The 21322-nt window shown below is 64.5% G+C and carries 21 protein-coding genes and 2 tRNA genes; 12 read left to right on the plus strand and 11 right to left on the minus strand.

All coding sequences use genetic code 11. The annotated features are described in order from the left end of the window. The first annotated feature begins 214 nt into the window (after nt 1-214). From CV023_RS02700 to CV023_RS02720, 5 genes are all read left to right on the plus strand, one after another. Nucleotides 215-287 (plus strand) — tRNA-Asn (locus CV023_RS02700). A 97-nt stretch (nt 288-384) separates the two neighbouring features. Next, a complete protein-coding gene (locus CV023_RS02705) occupies nt 385-1437 on the plus strand; it encodes an LLM class flavin-dependent oxidoreductase (RefSeq protein WP_230743922.1) in 1053 nt (350 codons plus the stop codon). Nucleotides 1438-1639: 202 nt separating this feature from the next. Beyond that, nucleotides 1640-3052, plus strand: coding sequence for an MFS transporter (locus tag CV023_RS02710; protein ID WP_230743923.1), 1413 nt, complete (start codon nt 1640-1642; stop codon nt 3050-3052). A gap of 128 nt (nt 3053-3180) precedes the next feature. After that, on the plus strand, nt 3181-4437 hold the full coding sequence (locus tag CV023_RS02715; protein ID WP_230743924.1) for an EAL domain-containing protein: 1257 nt from the start codon (nt 3181-3183) through the stop codon (nt 4435-4437). 83 nt (nt 4438-4520) lie between these two features. Next, a tRNA-Ile gene (locus CV023_RS02720) sits at nt 4521-4597 on the plus strand. A 40-nt stretch (nt 4598-4637) separates the two neighbouring features. Here CV023_RS02720 and CV023_RS02725 read toward each other — a convergent pair. Next, on the minus strand, nt 4638-5162 hold the full coding sequence (locus tag CV023_RS02725) for a hypothetical protein (protein WP_230743925.1): 525 nt from the start codon (nt 5160-5162) through the stop codon (nt 4638-4640). Nucleotides 5163-5320: 158 nt separating this feature from the next. On the opposite strand from CV023_RS02725, the gene CV023_RS02730 reads away from it, so the two are divergent. Beyond that, a complete protein-coding gene (locus CV023_RS02730; protein WP_230744382.1) occupies nt 5321-5812 on the plus strand; it encodes a DUF3145 domain-containing protein in 492 nt (163 codons plus the stop codon). Between the two features lie 423 nt (nt 5813-6235). Here CV023_RS02730 and CV023_RS02735 read toward each other — a convergent pair whose 3' ends face one another. From CV023_RS02735 to aceE, 6 genes are all read right to left on the minus strand, one after another. Further along, entirely contained in the window at nt 6236-7480 is a 1245-nt protein-coding gene (locus CV023_RS02735; protein ID WP_230743926.1) for a beta-ketoacyl-[acyl-carrier-protein] synthase family protein, read from the minus strand. A 67-nt stretch (nt 7481-7547) separates the two neighbouring features. After that, complete coding sequence (locus tag CV023_RS02740) at nt 7548-7799, minus strand: acyl carrier protein (RefSeq protein ID WP_009882400.1); 252 nt, start codon at nt 7797-7799, stop codon at nt 7548-7550. Between the two features lie 118 nt (nt 7800-7917). Then, complete coding sequence (locus tag CV023_RS02745) at nt 7918-8919, minus strand: beta-ketoacyl-ACP synthase III (protein WP_230743927.1); 1002 nt, start codon at nt 8917-8919, stop codon at nt 7918-7920. Nucleotides 8920-8938: 19 nt separating this feature from the next. Beyond that, entirely contained in the window at nt 8939-9844 is a 906-nt protein-coding gene (locus tag CV023_RS02750; protein WP_230743928.1) for an ACP S-malonyltransferase, read from the minus strand. 55 nt (nt 9845-9899) lie between these two features. Next, nucleotides 9900-11099 carry a PucR family transcriptional regulator gene (locus CV023_RS02755; protein ID WP_230743929.1) on the minus strand — a complete coding sequence of 400 codons (1200 nt, stop codon included), beginning with the start codon at nt 11097-11099 and terminating at the stop codon, nt 9900-9902. Between the two features lie 171 nt (nt 11100-11270). Beyond that, entirely contained in the window at nt 11271-14033 is a 2763-nt protein-coding gene (aceE, locus tag CV023_RS02760) for a pyruvate dehydrogenase (acetyl-transferring), homodimeric type (protein WP_230743930.1), read from the minus strand. Between the two features lie 261 nt (nt 14034-14294). Between aceE and CV023_RS02765 the strand changes: the two genes are divergently transcribed. From CV023_RS02765 to CV023_RS02775, 3 genes are all read left to right on the plus strand, one after another. Next, nucleotides 14295-14738 carry a DUF3052 domain-containing protein gene (locus CV023_RS02765; protein WP_230743931.1) on the plus strand — a complete coding sequence of 148 codons (444 nt, stop codon included), beginning with the start codon at nt 14295-14297 and terminating at the stop codon, nt 14736-14738. Continuing rightward, nucleotides 14735-15202 carry a redoxin domain-containing protein gene (locus CV023_RS02770; RefSeq protein WP_230743932.1) on the plus strand — a complete coding sequence of 156 codons (468 nt, stop codon included), beginning with the start codon at nt 14735-14737 and terminating at the stop codon, nt 15200-15202. Before CV023_RS02765 ends, CV023_RS02770 begins: the two co-directional genes overlap by 4 nt. 62 nt (nt 15203-15264) lie before the next feature. Next, nucleotides 15265-15669, plus strand: a complete 405-nt coding sequence (locus CV023_RS02775; RefSeq protein WP_230743933.1) for an HIT family protein — start codon at nt 15265-15267, stop codon at nt 15667-15669. A gap of 57 nt (nt 15670-15726) precedes the next feature. On the opposite strand, the gene CV023_RS02780 is transcribed toward CV023_RS02775, so the two are convergent. Then, entirely contained in the window at nt 15727-16488 is a 762-nt protein-coding gene (locus CV023_RS02780; protein ID WP_230743934.1) for a MerR family transcriptional regulator, read from the minus strand. Between the two features lie 63 nt (nt 16489-16551). Further along, nucleotides 16552-17733, minus strand: a complete 1182-nt coding sequence (locus CV023_RS02785; RefSeq protein WP_230743935.1) for a trans-sulfuration enzyme family protein — start codon at nt 17731-17733, stop codon at nt 16552-16554. A gap of 109 nt (nt 17734-17842) precedes the next feature. On the opposite strand from CV023_RS02785, the gene CV023_RS02790 reads away from it, so the two are divergent. Next, entirely contained in the window at nt 17843-18319 is a 477-nt protein-coding gene (locus tag CV023_RS02790) for an Lrp/AsnC family transcriptional regulator (RefSeq protein ID WP_230743936.1), read from the plus strand. Here CV023_RS02790 and CV023_RS02795 read toward each other — a convergent pair. Further along, nucleotides 18270-19097: an AraC family transcriptional regulator gene (locus CV023_RS02795; protein ID WP_230743937.1), complete on the minus strand. Its 828-nt coding sequence runs from the start codon at nt 19095-19097 to the stop codon at nt 18270-18272. The two genes, CV023_RS02790 and CV023_RS02795, sit on opposite strands and share 50 nt — an antisense overlap. 127 nt (nt 19098-19224) lie before the next feature. Here CV023_RS02795 and CV023_RS02800 point away from each other — a divergent pair, with 127 nt between their 5' ends. Both CV023_RS02800 and CV023_RS02805 read left to right on the plus strand, forming a co-directional pair. Further along, on the plus strand, nt 19225-20208 hold the full coding sequence (locus tag CV023_RS02800; protein WP_230743938.1) for an ABC transporter substrate-binding protein: 984 nt from the start codon (nt 19225-19227) through the stop codon (nt 20206-20208). Between the two features lie 37 nt (nt 20209-20245). Further along, complete coding sequence (locus CV023_RS02805; RefSeq protein ID WP_230743939.1) at nt 20246-20674, plus strand: DUF1801 domain-containing protein; 429 nt, start codon at nt 20246-20248, stop codon at nt 20672-20674. Nucleotides 20675-20693: 19 nt separating this feature from the next. Here CV023_RS02805 and CV023_RS02810 read toward each other — a convergent pair whose 3' ends face one another. Then, nucleotides 20694-21299 carry a DUF2249 domain-containing protein gene (locus CV023_RS02810; protein ID WP_230743940.1) on the minus strand — a complete coding sequence of 202 codons (606 nt, stop codon included), beginning with the start codon at nt 21297-21299 and terminating at the stop codon, nt 20694-20696. Nucleotides 21300-21322 lie beyond the last annotated feature (23 nt).

Genomic DNA, 21322 nt, shown 5'->3' on the forward strand with positions numbered 1-21322 from the left:
CCGCTGTGGGGATGTGGTCGAGGATCGCTTCGATTTTACAGTCCAGGAGTACCGCAGTGGTGGTCCGAGACTGTGTTTGTCCTGACTGTAAGGCTTGCTTATGGGAGCGAGTGGGGTAAACCGGAACGATGTGAGCTAACGCACTGCCTTCGGTTTTGTTGAGATGGAGATGTCTTTGCTAAGCTGAATCAACGTGCGCAGGTCACTGCGACGTTCCTCCGTAGCTCAGTTGGCAGAGCATTCGACTGTTAATCGAAGGGTCGCTGGTTCGAGCCCAGCCGGGGGAGCCGCCAAGGCCCCGTCCGTTCAGGACGGGGCTTTCGTCGTGCCCGGGGTCTTCCGTCCGCAAGGAATACTTGAAGCATCAACCAGGTTGGCAGGAATATGAAGTCATTCGGATTCTTGAGTTTCGGACATTACGGGGCAGGCAGTGCACCCGGAGGCTACGGCGCGAAGGAGGCGCTCAAACAGGCCGTCGACATCGCGGTCGGTGCCGATGAGATCGGCGTCAACGGTGCATACTTCCGGGTCCATCACTTCGCAGAGCAGGCGGCTTCGCCGATGCCGGTGCTCTCGGCCATCGCCGCGAAGACCTCACGCATCGAGGTCGGTACCGGGGTCATCGATATGCGCTACGAGAACCCTCTCTACCTCGCCGAGGAGGCCGCCGCGCTCGATCTTCTCTCCGATCAGCGCGTGGCGCTGGGAATCAGTCGGGGATCACCGGAACCGGCGCTGCGCGGGTGGGAGTCCTTCGGCTACACCGACCCCACCGAGCCCAAGGCCGCGAACATGGCGCGGGAGAAGTTCTCGACGTTCGTGGCGGCCGTGCGGGGCGAAGAGATGACGCCCGCCGATCCGGCCCAGTTCGGTCCCGGACGCCGATTGCGCATCGAGCCGCACTCGCCCGGTCTCGACCGGCGAATCTGGTGGGGCGCCGGCTCGGGTTCGACCGCTGAGTGGGCGGCCGAGCAGGGGGTGAACCTGATGAGTTCGACCCTGCTGACCGAAGCCACTGGTGCCTCCTTCGCCGAGCTCCAGCGGGAGCAGATCGAACGTTATCGCGCAGCGTGGACAGCGGCCGGTCATGATTGGACACCCCGGGTGTCCGTGAGTCGGTCCATCTTCCCGATCACGACGAATCTCGATGATCTCTACTTCGGCCGGCGGTCCGGTGCCGAGGGCGACCAGATCGGCATCATCGACGACACCCGTTCGACCTTCGGCCGCACCTATGCCGGTGAACCGGATCGTCTCATCGAGGAGCTCAAGGCCGATGTCGCCGTCGAGGAGGCAGACACCGTTCTGCTGACGATTCCGAGTCAGATCGGCGTCGACTACAACCTCCACATCCTCGAGTCCTTCGCCGAGCACGTCGCCCCTGCTCTGGGGTGGAAGCCCAACACCGAAGGACCCGCCACCGGCACCTCGTTCTGAGACGCACGCTGTCGAGCATCTGCTGCCCCACCGACTGGGGGCTGCCGGCCGATATGTCACGGTCATGCAGGTCTGGGCGAACGACACCGTATGATGAAACAGTCCGACTTGCAGAAAAATCAGAGGGTATCGACGAGGCTGCTCGCAGGGGCGTATCGAGCCCGAATCGTGAAGGGGTGGTGACGTGACCGAGCGTTCGCGCATGACAGTGACGCAGAGGCGGATCCTCCTCATCGGCCTCGTCCCACTGTTCATGTCCCTGCTCTCGGTGTCGATCATCAATGTCGTCCTCCCGGCCATCGGTGACAACCTCGGGGCCTCATCCTCGGCGCTCCAGTGGGTTCTCACCGGCTATGCGCTGTCCTTCGGCGTCGTCCTCGTCGCTGCCGGCCGTGCCGGAGACGTCTTCGGCAGGGGACAGCTGTTCATGATGGGCGTCGGCCTGTTCGGTCTCTCATCACTCGTCGCCGGGATCGCGCCCGGCCCACTGACTCTCAATATCGCCCGTGTGCTTATGGGACTCGGCTCCGGTCTGCTCAACCCCCAGGTCGTCGGTCTCCTCCAGCAGTACTTCCAGGGTCCCCAACGCGGCCGCGCCTTCGGGATGATGGGCACCACCGTCGGACTGTCGGTGGCGATCGGCCCGGTCCTCGGGGGGATTCTCATCACGATCTTCGGTGAGGACTTCGGATGGCGAGCCTCGTTCCTCGTCAATGTCCCCTTCGCGGTGCTCGCCCTGATCCTGGCCAGGCAGTGGCTGCCGACAGGTGCCTGGCGTCCGATCGAGGCGCAGGAGGAGAAGAGGAACCGGGACCTCGATCCCGTCGGTGTGATCCTCCTCGGCGTCGCGGTGCTGCTCGTCCTGCTGCCCTTCGTCGAGTCGTCGCTCGGATGGTTCGTGTGGCTGGCACTGCCGGTGGGTCTGCTCACTCTCGTCTTCTGGACCAAGTGGGAGCGGCGCTACGCGGCACGGGGACGTCCGCCCATGGTCGATCTCAATCTGTTCAAGATCAGAAGCTTCAGCAACGGGTCGATCATCATCGCCCTCTACTTCATGGGCGTGACCAGTGTCTGGGTTCTCGTCGCGATGTACATGCAGCAAGGCCTCGGGCATACGGCGTTGGCGGCGGGCATGATCGGTCTGCCTGCGGCCCTGGTTTCTGCGGTCTCCGCCGACGTCTCCGGCCGGTTCGTCTTCCAGGTCGGCCGCCGCCTCGTCGTCTGGGGGATCGTCACCTGTCTGCTCGGACTCGTCTCCACGATCCTCGTGGTCTACCTCGTCTCGCAGGGCATCGGCAGCGAATGGTGGATGCTGCTCAGCCTCGTCTTCATCGGGGCCGCACAGGGCATGGTGATCAGTCCCAACCAGACGCTGACGCTGCAGGACGTGCCGTTGCGCTACGCCGGTTCCGCCGGGGGAGTGCTGCAGACCGGACAGCGAATCGGCACCTCGATGGGCTTGGCCATCATGACGGCTCTGGCCTTCGCGGTCACCGCGGTCAGTGACTGGAACATCGGCATGATCGCCTCGTTCATCGCCATTGCGGTCATCGTGATCCTCGCCGGAATCGTCGGTGTGGTGGAGGTTCGACGCGGTCGGAAGCCGCGTCGCTGAGCCTTCGGCCACCTCGGCGAGGTTCGTGTTTCCCTCAGCTCTGAGCGCAATAATGTTACGGTTTTTAGACAATTGAGTCTGTCCCCATATGGAAGACTGTGAACGCACGTTTGCCCATGGAAGGACATATGGTGGTTCAGGCACCCGATCAGGACTTCGCACTCGAGGACCTTGTGCGCTCCGGCGGCATCGAGACCTATTTCGCTCCCGTCGTCGATGTCTATACCTTCGGCAAGGTCGGGTATCAGATCCTTCAGGCACCGGTCGATGATCCGGTGGTCGGTCGCGCCGAGTCGGAGAATCTCCGGGAGTCGATGCACTCTTCGGCGATGATCGGCGATATCGACGCCTCCCTGCGTGCCACAGCGCTGCGGACCGCCGAGGCGGCGGGACTGCCGAATTCCAACCGACTGTTCCTGCACGCGGAAGCGGAGTCGTTCGCGACTCTCGAGGACCGCACTGCCGAACCGGACCGTTCGGTCATCCTCCAGCTCGACGCCTCCCGGGTGAGCTCGTCTCCCGCCGCGGTTCTCCGCGCCGTCCGCCAGGCTCGCTCCATGGGGTGGGGCGTCGGCATGTCCTCGGTCGGCGCAGATCTGCGCAGCACCGCTTTCGTGCCCTTGGTCAACCCGTCCGTGGTCGGCCTCCATCCGGATGTGCTGCGCATCGACTGCGATTCGCATCTGGCCGAACTCAACCGGCTCCTCCATGCCCACCTCGAACGCACCGGCGCCGTGATCATGGCCGAAGGTGTGGAGTCAGAAGACGATCTCGATCGGGTGCGGGCCTTGGGCGCCAGGTACATGTCGGGCCCCTATTTCGGTGGGGCGACGAAGGAGCCGGAGCCCTTCCGGGATCCCATCGAAGACGGATTGATCGATCATCATTCGCGCAATCTGCCGGCGCTGGGCACTCCGTACTCGATTGCGCAGGGGCTGCGCCGCGAGCCCTTGGTGATGAATCGCGAGCTTCTCGTCGCGCAGATCGCCGCCCTCGAGGAACGCGCACTGGCTTCCGGGACGGCGACGATCACCCTCGGCGTCTTCGGGGAGGACGAGACATTCTCCGAACCGACCCGACTTCGCTACGAGAAGATCCGCGACACCGTGGGGCTGACCGCGATGTTCTCCGGCGGATTCGACGGCCCGCCCATCCCTGGGGTGCGGACCGGAGTCGTGGACGCCTCCGACCCGATGCGCAACGAGCACGGGGTCGTCGTGGTCGGTCCGGACTGGTCAGGACTGGTCGCCGCCTCGAAACGCAATGACCCCGGCAGTGACGGTCAGATCGTCTACGACGTGTACATCACCACCGAGAGGTACACCTGTGTCGACGCCGCACGCAGCGTGCTGACGCGGATCTCGCCGTTGAATTCCGGGAACTGAGTCTCAGGTGCGGTGACCGGCGGTCCGCGCGCCCGTCTGAAATGGGAACCCCGGCGACTATGGTGCTAATCTTGTTTCGGCTCGCCCCCGTAGCTCAGCTGGTCAGAGCAGGGAACTCATAATTCTTTGGTCGCCGGTTCAAGTCCGGCCGGGGGCACCAGGAACCACTTTGACATGGGCCAATCGCTGACGCACCGTTGTCATTCCGTATCGGGCCCAGCCTCGGTCTGCAGGTTCGAATTCGGGTTGAAGACAGTGTTCGACATCGGAGCGTATGCGATCGTCTCTCCGTCTGGACTGCTCCTGACCTTGGCAGCTTCACGGTCCTCGGCATCGATCTCGTCGAACAGCTTCGTGAAAGCTTTCTCTGCCTCGGGGTTCTCGGTTGGATGCTCCGATCGCACTCGCACAGTGTCGGCGGCATCCTCGTAAGATGCGAACTCGACAACGAAGCGCGGCCCCACCTCGGCGGCGACACGATGTGCGAGTCGCGTACCCTCCACCGTGTATGCACGGGCGGCAGCTAAGGACACCCACTCGATGTCATCCGTGAGCGAGTCGTAGTAGGACTGCTCCCACGCGTCGAGATCGTCGACGAGTCCGCTCGTCAGCCCTGTCTCCCGGTAGCGGATCGGCTGGTCGAGCCAGACCACAGTATGCGCATAGTCGGGGAACAACCGGACTATCTCAAGTGGTGCTTTCTCGCGTATGTCATCCTTGCCCATCTCCACAGCCTAACGTCGATCAAGCGATCCTCACAGATACCCGACATCACCAGCGTCTTTGGTGCTTGGCGTGGGTGCGATCGTCAGCTATCATGGCCTGAGTACCTCCTTTCGGATCGTAGGGGAAGACGTATCCGAGGTAGGAGGCACAAATGGATATGACACAGGGCGTACTCTTCGTCCACTCAGCACCTCGCGCGCTGTGCCCACATATTGAATGGGCAGCGGGTGGGGCAATCGGTGCGCAAGCACGCTTCGACTGGACACCCCAGCCGGCAGCGCCTGGCCTTGTGCGCGCCGAAGTCTGCTGGCGCGCGCCCGCAGGTTCGGGTGCCCGCATTGCATCCGCACTGCGCGGATGGGACTCCTTGCGCTATGAAGTCACCGAGGAGCCCTCTGCCGGAGTCGACGGTGGGCGCTGGAGCCACACACCCGACCTCGGCATCTACCACGCGGTGACCGACACGGCCGGCAACATCCTCGTCCCTGAGGATCGCATCCGCTCGGTCATGGAACGCGCCGCAGGTGATCCCGCGAAGTTCTCCGCAGAGATGACCCTGGCGCTCGGCGAGGCCTGGGACGAGGAACTCGATGCCTTCCGCCACGCCGGCGAAGGCGCTCCGGTCCGCTGGCTGACCAAGGTCGGCTGACTCACCACCTGCACTGCCGTCCTTGCGGCACAGCCACCTCGGCGGCTGCATTGCGCTTCACATTGCCATGGGCACACCGCTCTACCTCCGGTGTGCCCATGGCTCATTGTGCGTTCGCAGCCATCCAAGGGTCTGCCGGCCTGTGCTGGGTGGCAATCGCTTGCCAGAAAACCCAGCGCACTGCACTTGTCCGCAGCGTATGGACATCTACCCAGCGGTGACGCGTGGAAACTCCCGGGCCCGGCGCAGGACGCTCGACCGGCCGCGACGCGCTCGACGCACGACTGGCCAAGACGCACACGACGCTGTGAGGTATCGCCTGGCCGCCGCACGCGAGAGGGCCCCAGCTCATCGAGCTGGGGCCCTCTGCGGTCGCGATTCGATAGCGAGCTTCAGCTCGCGATCAGCCGCAAAACGTATCGATCACACGGACTTGAACGCGACGACGGCGTTGTGCCCGCCGAACCCGAACGAGTTCGAGATGGCGGCGATGTCACCGGAGGGCAGCTCGGCCGGAGTGTCGCGGACGATGTTGATGCCCACCACCTTCGGATCCACCTCGTCGATGTTGATCGTCGGGGGAGCGGTGCGGGTCTCGAGAGCCTTGACGGTGAGGATCGACTCGACCGCACCGGTGCCGCCCAGGAGGTGGCCGGTCATCGACTTCGTGGCGCTGACCAGCGCATCGCCGACGTTCGAACCGAGCAGCTCGGTGATCGCCAGAGATTCCGGAATGTCACCGACGGGCGTCGAGGTCGCGTGCGCGTTGACATGCTTGATGTCTCCGGCACCGAGATCGGCCGCGTCGAGTGCCTGCTGCATGGCACGCAGCGCGTGCTTGCCCTCGGGCTCTCCGCCGGTGATGTGGTAGGCATCGTTGGAGATGCCCCAGCTAGCCACCTCGGCGTAGATCTTGGCACCACGCGCCTTCGCATGCTCTTCAGTCTCAAGGATGAGAGCACCGGAGCCCTCACCCATGACGAAGCCGTCACGGTCGACGTCATAGGGACGCGAGGCCGTCTCGGGCGAATCCGTGCGACGGGACAGCGCCTGCATCGAGTTGAAGGCGGCCAGGGTGATCGGATGGATCGCAGCCTCCGAACCGCCGGCGATGACGACGTCTGCTCGCCCGGAGGCGATGACGTCGTAGGCGTGTCCGAGGCTCTCTGTCGACGAGGCGCACGCGGAGACCATGGTCTGGACGCCGGCACGGGCCTTGAAGTCCATGCCGATCGCCGCAGCGGGACCGTTGGGCATGAGCATCGGTACCGTCAGCGGCATGACGCGACGCGGTCCTTCCTCCTGCAGGGTGTCCCATGCATCGAGGAGAGTCCAGACTCCGCCGATTCCCGTCGCCCAGGACACTGCAGTCCGGTCGGGATCGGTCTCCTCGAGACCGGCATCGGCCATGGCCTCACGAGCGGAGATGAGGGCGAACTGGCTGGAGGGATCGAGGCGCTTGGCCTGAACCCGCTTGAGATTCTCGGTCACCACCTGTGGGTCGACCTGGGCCGCGAAGTCGACGGCGAGGCCGTACTTCTCCGACCAATCGTTGTCCATCGTGTGAACGCCGGACGTGCCGGCCAGAATGGCTTGCCACGTGGCATCGGCCGTTGCGCCCAGTGGGGTTACCGCACCGATCCCGGTGACGACAACTTTAGGTGTCATGGTACAAACCTCGTCGATAGGTGTGGACACGGCCCGTCGGTGGACGGGCCGTGTACGGCAGTTCTGCTCAGGCCTCCTGGGCCTTGTTGATGTAGTCGACAGCGTCCTGAACGGTGACGAGGTCCTTGACGTCGTCATCGGGGATCTTGACGCCGAACTTCTTCTCGGCGTTGACGACGATGGTCATCATCGAGATCGAATCGATGTCGAGGTCGTCGGTGAACGACTTGTTGGCCTCGACAGCTTCGACGGCCAGGCCGGTCTCTTCGTTGACGATCTCTGCGAGTCCGGCGAGGACTTCAGCTTCGGTGAATGCCATTTCTATCCTACTTTCTAGTGTCAGCCGAGGGTTGATCGGCCGGTTGAGGAACTTTTCGACGAGTGTCCCGCCGAATATCTTAGGACATTCACGGCGAGTTTTCCGCGAATGCGCCCGTTCATGGGAGGCGGATCACCTGTGCACCGTAGACGAGTCCGGCTCCGAATCCCATCTGCAGAGCCAATCCTCCGCTGAGTTCGGGCTGCTCACGCAGCAGTCGCTCGGTGGCCAGCGGGATCGAGGCCGCCGAGGTGTTGCCGTTGTCGGCGATGTCGCGGGCGATGACGACGGACTCGGGCAGCTTCAGCTGCTTGGCCAATTCGTCGATGATGCGCATGTTCGCCTGGTGGGGAATGAACGCGGCCAGATCGGACGCCTCAACGCCGGACGCCGCAAGAGCCTCCTTGGCGACTTCGGCGCCGTCCCAGACGGCCCAGCGGAAGACGGTCGGGCCGTCCTGCCGCAGCGTCGGGAAGGGCAGATCGCGATCATCGCGGATGTCCATGAGCGATTCGGTCATCCGGATGGTCGACCAGTTCTCGCCCTTCGAACCCCACACGGTCTTCGAGATGCCGGGCTCATCGGCAGAGGTGACGACCACGGCTCCAGCACCGTCACCGAGGATGAAGGAGATCGAACGGTCCTCGGGATCGATGACGTCGGAGAGCTTCTCCGCACCGATGACGAGCACGTTGTCCATCGTTCCGGCCCGCACCAGCGCGTCGGCCTGGGCGATGCCGTAGCAGTAGCCTGCGCAGGCGGCGCTGATGTCCCATGCCGGCACCGGGCCGGTGCCCAGGCGATCGGTCAACGCCGAGGCGGCTGAAGGGGTGAAGTACGGGAAGGTGACGGTGGAGATGATGATTCCGCCGATGTCCTCGGGCTTGAGCCCGGAGGAGGCGATGGCCTCCAGCGCGGCTTCTTCGCACATGTCGAGGACGCCGACGTCCTTGCTGGCCCGACGGCGCGTGATGATGCCCGTGCGCTGACGGATCCATTCGTCCGAGGAGTTGATCGGTCCGGCGATGTCATCGTTGGTCACGAGGTTCTCGGCCCGGTAGGCGCCGATGCCGGCGATGGTGGAGAAGCGTCCCGTCTCCGCGGTCTTCAGTGTTGGCATGGTGGTCTTCCTTCGATTCTCAGGCGTGGGCCGCAGCGAACTCACGCGCACCGTCGAGGTCGGCGGCTGACTTGATGGCAAATGTCTCCACGCCCTTCATGGCGCGACGGGCGATTCCGGTGAGGGTGCCGCCGGGAACGAGTTCGATCATCCCGGTGGTCCCGGCATTGAGCAGCGTCTCCTGGCACAGGTCCCAGCGCACCGGATTCGTCACCTGCTTCACGAGGCGCTCGAGGTAGTCCCGCCCTTCGGTGACGACGGTGCCGTCGGAGTTCGTCAGGATCGACACCGTGGGGTCGGAGACCTCGAGTCCCGAGGCGGTGGCGGTGAGCTCCGCGGTGGCCGGAGCCATGTAGTCGGTGTGGAAGGCACCGGCCACAGGCAGGGGGATCACACGGGCCCGCTCGGGCGGATTCTCCGCGAGGGTGTTCAGGCCGTCGAGGGATCCGGCGGCGACCGTCTGTCCGCCGCCGTTGATGTTGGCGGGGCTGACACCCGCGGCTTCGAGCGCGGCGAGCACATCATCGGGCTCGCCGCCGACGACGGCCGACATTCCGGTCGGGGTGGCTGCGGCGGCCGCGGCCATGCCTGCACCGCGGACGGCGACGAAGCGCATCGCATCGGCGGGTGAGAGGATTCCGGCGATCTGGGCGGCGGCGATCTCACCGACCGAGTGACCGGCGACGTAGTTCGGGGTGATGCCCAGTTCTGCAACGCAGGCGATCGCCGAGGCGACGAGCAGAGGCTGCGCCAGGGCGGTGTCCTTGATCGTCTCATCGTCGGATTCGGTACCGTGCAGACGAAGATCGATTCCCGAGGCTGTCGAGAGTTCGTCGATCTGCGCGGAGAAGGCGTCGAGTTCCAGGAAGGAACTCAGAAAACCCGATTTCTGGGCGCCCTGACCCGGGCACGTGATAGCTAGCACTCAGTTCTCTTTTCGCTCGGTTTCGCTGTTCAATCTATCGGATGGTTCGCGGTGCTCACTGTGTTTTGTCGCTGTTCGACAATAGCCCTTCCTCCGACAGTCGGCCATAGACCAATGAGATGTGGATGACGAAGGCGTCACGCGAAAGCGTCGGATCGAGGCCGATGACCTCGGTGATCTTGCGTAAGCGGTAGCGGACGGTGTTCGGGTGCACCGACAGCGCCTTGGCCGTGGCCTCGAGTGAGGAGCCGAACTCGACATAGGCGCTCACGGTCTTGAGCAGCTGCCCGGTCCCCGAGGTGAGAGGTTCGTAGTAGCGGCGGATGAGCTCCCGCAGCGCCACCTGGTCACCGGACAGGGCGCGTTCGGGAAGGAGTTCGTCGGCCCTGACCGGACGCGGCGAATCGGGACGGGCCGTAGCCGCCTTGAGTGCCCTGATCGCCGCCCGCGCCGAGGTGGCGGCTTCGGCCAAGGTCGGCACGCTGGGTCCGAGGATCACCTCGGAGGGACCGAAGCAGTCGGAGAGCTCCTCGACCGCCGCGTCCAGGTCGGCCACCGCACCGAGGACGATGAGCAGACGGTTCTCATGGATGCCCACAAGTGCATCATCGGCCCACCTGCGCGCCTTGCGCCGAATCACGTCGAGGCCCTTCTTCGCCGATCGCTGCGGGGCGCGACCGACGATCACGCTCACCGGCCCCTCGGACTGCCAGCCGAAAGCCGCGGTGCGGCTGGCGAGCTCATCCACGGAGTCGCCGCGAACGAGGGCATCGACGACCATGGCCTCGAGGCGGGCGTCCCAGCTTCCCCTCGCCTCGGCGGCCCGGGCGTAGATATCGGCCGCGGAGAAGGCGATCTCCCGGGAGTAGATGAGCACGGCTTCACGCAGGGCCGGCTGCTCGGCCGAGCGGGCGATGTCCGGCACTCGTTCCTCGACGACTTCGACGACGACCTTGAGCAGCTGCAGGGTCTGCTGCAGGCTGATCGAGCGGATGAGATCCCGGGGAGCGGTCTTGAAGATGTCGGAGACGACCCGAAGATTCGTATCGGGCTTGCGGTACCAGTCGATGAACGACGAGATGCCGGATTGGGCGAGCAGGCCGACCCACGACCGATCGGAGGAGGACATGCTGCGATACCAGGGGAGGCGCTGATCGAGTCGTTGCAGGGTGACAGTGGAGAGCACACCTACTCCTGCGCGCAGCCGGCGTGCGGTCTCGGCGCGACGGCGAAGGGTCTCGGCATCAGTCGACATGGTCACCACTTTAGATGATCGAGGACAATGGTCTTGTCAGCGACATACAAAGACTTGGCCGAAACGACAAATATGGCCGGAGTCTTCATGACTCCGGCCATATCAGCGGTGTGCGCTGCCATATCTGCGGTGTGCGCAGAACGTCAGTGCTGCGCGCGGACGGTCAGCGGATCAGGCTCCCGCGCCCTCCGTGGAACCGGAGGCGCCGGCGCGGACATCATCGAGCTGGTACTTCTTCGCCGCCTCGGCGGCCTTGTCGATCGACAGGGCACCGGTGTCGGCGAGCGAGATCAGTGCCTGCGTGACGACGGACGGACCATCGACGAGGTAGTAGCGGCGTGCCGCAGGACGGGTGTCCGAGATCGCATAGCCGTCGGTGCCCAGGGAGGTGAAGTGGCTGGGCACATACTGGCGGATCTGGTCGGGCACCGCGCGCATGTAGTCCGAGGTGGCGATGACGGGACCGTCGGCCTCTGCCATCTTCTCGGTCACATAGGGCACACGCGGTTCGGCATCGGGATTCGTCAGCCGGTCGTTCTCTGCGTTGATGCCGTCGCGGCGCAGCTCGGTCCACGAGGTCACCGACCACACATCGGCCGAGACGCCCCAGTCCTGATCGAGCAGTTCCTGGGCTTCGAGCACCCACGGCACACCCACACCGGATGCCAGCAGCTGAACCTTCGGTCCGCCGTTCTCAGGTCCCTTTTTGAGCAGGTACATGCCCTTGAGCACACCGTCGACATCGAGGCCCTCCGGTTCGGCGGGCTGGACCATCGGCTCGTTGTACATCGTCAGGTAGTAGAGCACATTGGGATCCCGACCGTCTTCGGGACCGTACATCCGGTGGATGCCGTCGCGGACGATGTGGGCGATCTCGTAGCTGTAGGCGGGATCGTAGGAGACCACCGAGGGGTAGGTCGAAGCGAGCAGGTGCGAATGACCGTCACCATGCTGCAGACCCTCGGCCACCAGAGTGGTCCGGCCGGCGGTGGCACCGAGGACGAATCCGCGAGCCATCTGGTCGCCGGCTGCCCAGAAGAAGTCGCCGGTGCGCTGGAAGCCGAACATCGAGTAGAAGATGTAGAACGGGATCATCGGCTCGCCGTGAGTGGCGTACGAGGTGCCCACCGCGGTCAGTGCCGCGGTCGCGCCGGCCTCATTGATGCCGACGTGGAGCAGCTGTCCGTCCGTGGACTCCTTGTAGGCGAGGAACAGGTCCCGGTCGACGGAGATGTAGTTCTGGCCGTGCGGGTTGTAGATCTTCGCCGTCGGGAAGAACGAGTCCATTCCGAAGGTCCGGGCCTCGTCGGGAATGATCGGGACGATGCGCTTGCCGAACTCCTTGTCGCGCATGAGGTCCTTGAGCACGCGGACGAAGCCCATTGTGGTCGCGATCGTCTGCTTGCCCGATCCCCGTTTGCCGGCCTCGAAGGCCTTGTCATCGGGAAGCTTGAGATCGACGTAGGTGCTGCGCCTCTCCGGTGAGTAGCCGCCGAGCGCCGCGCGACGCTCCTGCAGGTACTTTATCTCAGGAGCGTCGACTCCCGGATGGTAGTACGGGGGCAGCTTCGGGTTCTCCTCGAGTTCTTTGTCCGAGATCGGGATCTGGAAGTGATCGCGGGCGAGCTTGAGGTCGTCGACGGTCATCTTCTTCATCTGGTGCGTCGCGTTGCGGGCCTCGAAGTGGGGTCCCAGCGAGTATCCCTTGACGGTCTTGACGAGGATGACGGTCGGCTGACCGGTGTGCTCGAAGGCCGCCTTGTACGCCGCATAGACCTTGCGGTAGTCGTGGCCGCCGCGCTTGAGCTGCCAGATCTGCTCGTCGCTGTAGTTCTCGACCATCGCCTTGGTGCGCGGATCCCGACCGAAGAAGTTGTCCCGGACGAAGCCGCCGGACTCTCCCTTGTAGGTCTGGTAGTCGCCGTCGGGAGTCGCGTTCATCAGGTTGACGAGCGCACCGTCGCGGTCCTTGGCCAGCAGGGCGTCCCATTCGCGTCCCCAAACGACCTTGATGACGTTCCATCCGGCGCCGCGGAAGTAGGCTTCGAGCTCCTGAATGATCTTGCCGTTGCCGCGGACCGGTCCGTCGAGGCGCTGCAGGTTGCAGTTGATGACGAAGTTGAGGTTGTCGAGCTCCTCATAGGCGGCGACGTGGAGCATGCCGCGGCTTTCCGGCTCGTCGAGCTCTCCGTCACCGAGGAAGGCCCAGGTCTGCTGCTGGGAGGTGTCCTTGATGCCGCGGTTGTGCAGGTATTTGTCGAACTGCGCCTGCGCGATCGCGTTCATCGGTCCCAGACCCATCGACACCGTCGGGTGCTCCCAGAAGTGTTCGAGCTGCCTCGGGTGCGGATAGGAGGGCAGGCCGTTGGGCTTGCCGTCGATGAAGTGCGACTGCTGCTGCCTGAAGCCGTCGAGCTCATCGCCGCTCATCCGGCCTTCGAGGTAGGCGCGGGCGTACATGCCGGGAGAGGCATGGCCCTGGTAGAAGATGTGGTCACCGCCGCCGGAGTGGTCCTTGCCGCGGAAGAAGTGGTTGAGGCCGACTTCGTAGAGCGTCGCCGAGGAGGCGTAGGTGGAGATGTGTCCGCCGACCTCGACTCCGGGCCGCTGTGCGCGGTGGACGAGCATGGCGGCGTTCCAGCGGTTCCAGCGCCGGTAGCGGCGTTCGACCTCTTCGTCGCCGGGGAACCAGGGTTCGTTCTCCGGGCCGATGGTGTTGACGTAGTCGGTGGCTGTGAGGCTGGGGACGCCGATCTGCTTCTGCCGGGAGCGTTCGAGCATCCTCAGCATGACGTAGCGTGCCCGTGAGCGGCCGCCCTCGTCGATGAGTCCGTCGAGGGAGGCCAACCATTCCTCGGTCTCCTCCGGATCGACGTCGGGCACCTGGCTGGGCAGCCCATTGAGAATCGGTCCGCCCTGTTTCCGATTGTCCACGGTGTGGTCCTCTCTTCTGCTCCACGATCTTCTTTGGTGTAGAGATCATGCTCATCGGTTGGTCTGCGATCCGCAGGATGCGCGAACCCAGAGTTCAGCCGATACTTCCTTCAGCCTAGTCCTCCCATGCGAACTTCGCTGGGCCGAGAGTTTGTGATCTGCCTGACGGATGTGTGCTCTTCGGTGGCGTTTGGCTTCGCTTGGACCGTCTTGACGCGCCGATATTTGCGCCTTGACCACAGTTGACGGAACAATAAGGGCATGAGCAACTCCGCTTCTGAAAGGACATCTTCCACGTCGACCCTCCCGAGCGAGCTGGGCCACAACCTGGGCTTGGTCAAGGGAGACTATGTGCAAGAAATCGGCTACGACGACGATGTCGACCTGGAACTGTGTCAGGCGATCGAAACCATCATCGGTGACAAGATCGCGGATGGTGATGTCGATGATGTCTTCGACGTCATTCTCATGTGGTGGCGGTCCGACGATGATGACCTCATCGATGGTCTCGTCGACGCCCAGGCGACCCTCAAGGACGGGGGAGTCGTCTGGCTCCTCTCCCCGAAGGCCAGCCGCCCCGGCCACATCAGCCCCGCAGACATCTCAGAAGCGGCCCCCACCGCCGGGATGCATGTGACCTCGACCGTGAGTGCGGCCGAGGACTGGGCGGGCTTCCGACTTGTGGGCAAGAAGAACTATTCATGATCCTGCGGCCCGGTGATAGGGCCCCGGATTTCACGGTCCCGAACCAGCACGGATCGACCTTCCACCTCGCCGAGGCTGTCCACGGCTCCGCGGTGGTGCTCGCTTTCGTCCCCTTCGCGTTCTCACCGATCTGCGGTGACGAGATCGGCCAGCTGACTCGCCTGCAGTCCGAGACGAGAGAGCAGGACCGTGCGGTGTCTCTGCTGGCGGTCTCGGTGGACTCGAAGTACACCCTCGCAGCCTGGTCGGATGCGGCAGGGGTCGACATCGAACTCGGTTCGGACTTCTGGCCGCATGGTCAGGTGGCTCGTGCCTACGGTGCCTTCGACTCCGATCACGGGGTCGCCGAACGGGCAGTGTTCGCCATTGCTCCAGGCGGTACGATCGTGAGTGGACGACAGGTCGCCCGCAGCAGCACCCGCGATTTCAGCGAGGACGTTGCCGCGGCGCTTGGGAGCCTGTGAGGACAATTCGCGCAGCCGTCGGCGTCGAACGCTCCGGCGGCACCCTCAAGGAGGAATGACACATGGCCACTCTGTTCACGAAGATCATCGACGGAGAGATTCCCGGCACCTTCGTCTACCAAGACGATGTCTGCGTCGCCATACTCGATGTGGCACCGATGACCGAAGGTCACGTCATGGTCGTCCCGCGGGAGGAGATCTCCCATTGGATCGACGCCGATGAGGAGCTGCTCGCTCATCTCACCTCTGTGAGCCGACGGATCGGGCGCGCGCAGAAGGAGGCGTTCGGCTGCGAGAGGATCGGAGTGCTCGTCGTCGGCTACGAGGTGCCCCATCTGCACGTGCACGTGCTGCCGACGAACTCCATGGATGACTTCGACATCAGCGACCGGGCGCCGATGCAGACCCCCGAACAGCTGGAAGGGCCCGCCGAGAAGATCCGACGGGCCCTGGACCAGCAGTCCTGAACCGGCAGCTCAGCTGCCTGCACCAGCAGGCAGGCGTTCCGCGCCGGCCATCGGCACTCAGCGCCCCATGGCCTCGAGCCTGTGGGCCAAAGCGTCTCTGACGAGTTCGGCACCTGCGGTTCCGCCGTAGTTCGCGGCAAACCGGGGATCACTGACATACATCTCGGCCAGCCCGCGCACGTAGCCGGCGAGCGCCTCCTCTGACTCATGGGCAGGTGTGCCCGGCACCGAGCGCAGCCACTCGATATGCCGGTCGGCCAGACCCTGGCAACGCTGCGACTCGGGGGAGGCCCCCGCCTCGGCGGCGGCGATCCAATCATCACTGAGCGCACTCACCTGCGCCTTCCACTCCTTCCGTTCAGTCTCGTTGAGCCCGGTCCACCAACGGTCGGACCGCGCATAGGCCTCGGCGCCCCAGCGCCGCGTGACTTCCTGTTCGTATTCTCGATGGTCGAAGCCATCGAACATCTCCTCTGCCATCAGAAGTTCACCTGCTTCCAATCGTGTGATGGTCGCGGTGACGGACGCCATCTGCCGCTCGATGCGCTCACGCTCGCGTCCGAGCACTTGCACATGCTTCGACAGCGCCGCGATCGGGTCATCGGTTCGGTCGAGCACCTCGGCGATCTGTGCCAAGGGCAGGCCGAGGTCCCGCAGCAGCAGGATGCGCTGCAGACGCACCAGGGCTGCTTCGTCGTAGTGACGGTATCCGTTCGCGGCGATGGTCGTGGGCGGCAGCAGGCCGATCGCGTCATAGTGACGCAGGGTTCGGCTCGTCGTGCCCGTCAATCGCGCTGTTTCCTGTATGGACCAGTCCATGACCACCAGCCTAGAAGTTGACGCGACGTCAAGGTCAATAGCAGATCTGCGCCGGGATGAACCTCAGGCGACGGACCGGATGGAGTCGAGTGCGGAGAACAGGTCCTCGGCGAGGTCATCGACGTGTTCGAGCCCGACGGAGAGGCGGACAAGACCGTCGCCGGGTTTGGCTGTCGCCGCCACCGGGCGGTGCGTCAGTGACGCCGGATGTTGGATCAGTGTGTCCGCTCCGCCGAGGGACACGGCGTGGACGATGAGTGAGCAGTTCTCGACAAAGGTCCTGGCCGCGGTGAATCCTCCGGCCAGGTCGAGGGCGATCATCGCGCCTCCGCCGGACATCTGCCGGCCCAGCAGCCCCCGATCATCGCTGCCGGGCAGTCCGGGGTAGTGGACCTGCGCGATCTGCGGGTGTGACTGCAGCCGCTCGGCCAGCATCGCGGCTGTGGCCTGAGCCGCGCGCATCCGTACGGCCAGGGTCCGCAGTCCGCGGTGCAGGAGGTAGGCGCCCATCGGGTGCAGGAGCGCACCCGTGATCGACCTGACCTGCCGCAGTCTTGTTGCCCAGGCGGAATCCGTTGCGATGATTCCGCCCATGGCGTCTCCGTGTCCGCCGAGGTACTTCGTGGCCGAATGGAGGACGAGGGCCGCACCGTGCTTGATGGGCTGCTGCAGAACTGGGGTGCAGAAGGTGTTGTCGACGAGGACGGGAACGTCCCCGGCCGCCGCGACGACGGCGTCGAGATCGACGAGGTCGAGGCTCGGGTTCGCGGGAGTCTCGACGATGACGAGTCCCGTGTCCTCCTGAATCGCCGAGGCGATGTCTTCCTCGCGTGCCCAGGTCAGCGTGGTGCCGAGCAGTCCGGATTCGAGGAGATGGTCGCTGCCGCCGTAGAGGGGCCGGACGGCGACGATGTGCGGTGTGCCGGCTTTGACGGCCGCAAGGAGGGTCGCGGTGAGTGCCGCCATGCCGGTGGCGAAGGCGACCGCTTCCTCAGCGTGCTCGAGTTCGGCGAGCGCGGATTCGAAGCGTGCCACACCCGGCTGCCACAGCCGCTGGTAGACCGCGGAGTCGCCGTCTTTGAGCGCGTTGCCGGAGGCCAGCGATTCGTAGGACTCGCCTCCGGTGCTGATGTCGGTGACGGGGTTCGTGGTGGAGAGATCGATGGCCGGAACATGGACGCCCGCCTCGGTGAGGCCGTCCATTCCGCCGTGGACCATTCGGGTTTCAGGGTGCAGTGAGGTCATGGTGGCATTCAATCCAGTTCTGCGAAGAGGTGCAATCGATCCTCAAGGTCCTGTGCCAGTCGTCGATCGTGTCGAAGATTCTGCATGAGCGTGTGGGAGACTGTGAGGCATGTCGCAGAAAGTCGAACTCGATGACATCGACCGCAGACTGCTGGGCGAACTCAGCCAGGACGCCCGAGCCTCCGGCACCGCCCTCGCCGCCGCCGTCGGCATCTCCGAATCGACCGTGTCCCTCAGGCTCAAGCGGCTCAAGTCGCTTGGGGTGATTCGGGGTTTCAGCGTCGACGTCGACACCTCGGCGCTGGGGATTCCGCTGCAGGCTCTGATCTCGATCCGGTTGGCCAAGCACGACCGCGCCGAGATCGACGCCTTCACCGCTGCCGCACCCAGGTTCCCGGGGGTGGTGCGGATGTATCACATGGCCGGGGCCGACGACTATCTGCTGCATATCGTCGCCACCGACACCGAGGCGGTGCAATCCTTCGTCCTCGACTATCTGACCCGGTATCCGGCAGTGGCGCACACCCGCACCAATCTCATCTACCGGGTAGAGGACGGCTCGGCCTGGATTCCCGATGGGACGTGACCGGAGGAGTCCCTCCATGTGCGGACGGCTTCCGCGGGGTCGGGGAGAGTTCGGCCCGACTCAGCCCTGTCATTCGGCTGGCGGCCTTGATCAGGCCGTCTGCTCCCGCATAGCCGACCGTGCGTGCGGCCGCGGGCACCGAGGTCCCTGCGCGGATGCGCCGCAGCGCAAGATTGAGCCTCTTACGTGTCCTCCACGCGAGGAAGGAGAAGCTGAGTTCGTCTTTGAGCAGACGTTCGAGGTGGCGTGGGCTCATTGCGTGTCTGGTCGCGAGTTCCTTGAGGGGGACGAGCAGCGATACAGGGTCGTCGACGATGGCCGCGACAGTGCGGTGATCGGGTTCGGGGATGTAGAAGTCGTCGACGAGCAGAGCTTGGAGCACGGCGTCGAAGGCCCGCCGGAACGGCAGTCGCTCGGACTCATCGGCGGGGGAGGCAGCAAGGACGAGCAGCGCGGTCTCTCGGATGGCCGGGGAGCGGGGGAGGTGAAGGTAGCCGTTGGGAGGTTCGGTCTCGGGAGAGAGCCTGGGACCGAGCATGATGCTCTCCCGGCGCATGGTCACCGAGTGGGAGAGTCCGGCGGCCATCCAGAGGTTCGATTCGGCGCTCAGCGACACGTGTTCCACGGCACCGCCTCGGCGAATTCCGACCTCGACCGATCCGCTGACGACGTGGATGAGCAGGGGATAGTCGTGGGAATGGAAGTCATGACCATCCAGAACCACGGGACGTTCGGTGGCGTGGCCGGGCTCGGTCGAGCGGAGCAGATCGTGTCGCACTGGTCGGAAGATGATGTCGCCTCTGTCGAAGGTGGGGCTAGTGGTTTGGTTAGGCTCGTCTATGTTGTCCGATTGTAGTCACGATCGGGCCCACGTTCGTGCCCTTTCGCTCTCACAGAGGTGGTCTATGTTCCGTCTTCGCCGTCTCGGCGCCCTCATCGCCGTGTCCGGTCTCCTGCTCGCCGGCTGTTCAGGGCAGAGTCCTGCCCCAGCCGAGACCTCGTCCGCAGAGACTCGCACCGTGTCCATGGAGCAGGGCGAGGTTGAGGTGCCGGCTGATCCGCAGCGCATCGTCGTGCTCAACTACGCCCTGGCCGGGTATCTCTACGATCTCGATGAGCCTGTGGTGGCGACAACACCGGAGGTGACTGATACCGACGGCGAGTTCTCCCAGTTCTGGAAGCACAAGGCGGAAGCACAGGGCACCGAATTCCTGCCGTGGAGCAACGACGGCTTCGACCTCGAAGCGATCATCGCCGCCGAGCCCGACCTCATCATCGCCGGGGGCATCGGCTTCCCCCTCAAACATGCCACCGATGCCTATGAGCGCCTCGCCGAGGTGGCCCCGACGGTCATCGTCTCCGGTGAGAAGCAGACGTGGCAGGACCAGTTCTCCTTCCTCGCCGACGAGGTGCTGGGGAAGAAGGCCGAGTATGAGGCGTTCGAATCCACGTATCAGGAGCGTGTGCAGGAGGTGAAGGCGAACATCGAGGTGCCGGAGGGTGATATCTCCATCCTCAGCCTCGACGATCCGGCATCGCCGTACATCCTCATCGAGGGCAAAAGCCTCTCCGCCGAACTCGAACCGCTCGGCTTCACCACCGCGCCGCTCTTCGCTGAGAACGACATCGAACCCTACACGGCCGGTGGGGACATGTTCGGACCGTCATTGGAGGTGCTGCCGGAAGTGCTCCGCTCGGAGACCGTCTTCGTCGTCGGGTTCAACACCCCCGACATCGGCGTCGACGATCTCAAGGACGAATCTCCCTATAACCGAGTCCCCGCGTTCGAATCCGGTCAGGTCCATGACCTTCCGTACTGGTCGATGCGCGGTGACTACGACGAGGCCCTGGGTCTCCTCGATGTCATCGAGGAGGAGTTCGGGAAATAGGCTCGGGGGCGCGGGGATTCGGGGGCATAATTGACTCATGGCAGCCCCGAAGACCCAGCCCACCGATGCCGATGTGGAGGCATTCCTCGCCGCGGCGACTCCCGCCAGACGACGCGAGGACGGAATGGCTCTTAGCCGAATATTCTCCGAGGTCACCCGGGTCGAACCCGTGATGTGGGGGCCGACGATCGTCGGCTACGGGCAGTTCCGCTACGTGTCTCCGTCCAATCCGCGCACCCGCGGCATCTGGATGAAGACCGGATTCTCTCCACGGAAGGCACAGCTGTCTCTCTACGGTCTCAAGGACGTGGCAGAGGGCGCCGCTCTGCTGCCGGAGCTCGGCACCTTCACGGAGGGCGCGGGCTGCGTCTACGTGAAGAGACTCGAGGATATCGACGAGGCCGTGCTGCGTGAGCTCATCGCTTTCGCCTTCGCCCGCGAGGACGATCCTCTCCCCGCGGGATGACGCATCGCGGGGAGGTCCCTCAAGGCCGTGAGCTGATGCTCAGGCCCTGCTTGCGCTGGTGGACCGCGAAGTAGCGCAGCCCGGCGGTCCTGTCTGCACTGAACCGACGGCGCGAACGGCGGGGCAGCCAGACGATCTGCCCGGGTCGCAGCTGAATCGAGCTCAGTTCGGTCTCGAGGACGCCGCCGCCATCAAGGACGTGGATGAGGACATCGAGGTCGGGTCCGGTGTGCTCACGGATCTCGCCGCCCGGAGCCAAAGAGATGACATTGGCGTCGAGGTCGCGCCGTTGCGGCGACAGCTGCCAGACCGACCCTGAGATCTCGGCTCCCTGATCATCGGTGGTTGGGGCGAGGTCGTCGACGTCGAGGACGATGCGAGGTACGGGAGTTCCGGCGCACCTGCTGATTCGGACTCTGAATTCCTCGCCGTCGCTGTCGAGAGACTCCCACTCCATAGCCTCGGCGAATTCGTTCTCCATCTCTGTTCTCAGGTGTTTCGGCTCGTGGTCGCTGATGAGGATGAGACCGGTGCCGACCTCAAGTTCGTCGAAGGCGGCGATGATGAGCGGATGGCGCTGCAGTTTCGGAATCTCGCGCACGTCGATGATGGGTTCTTCGGCCATGGTCATCCTCCGGCTCTTGTTTC

Source organism: Brevibacterium sp. CCUG 69071, from assembly GCF_021023135.1.
Taxonomy (GTDB): Bacteria; Actinomycetota; Actinomycetes; order Actinomycetales; family Brevibacteriaceae; genus Brevibacterium.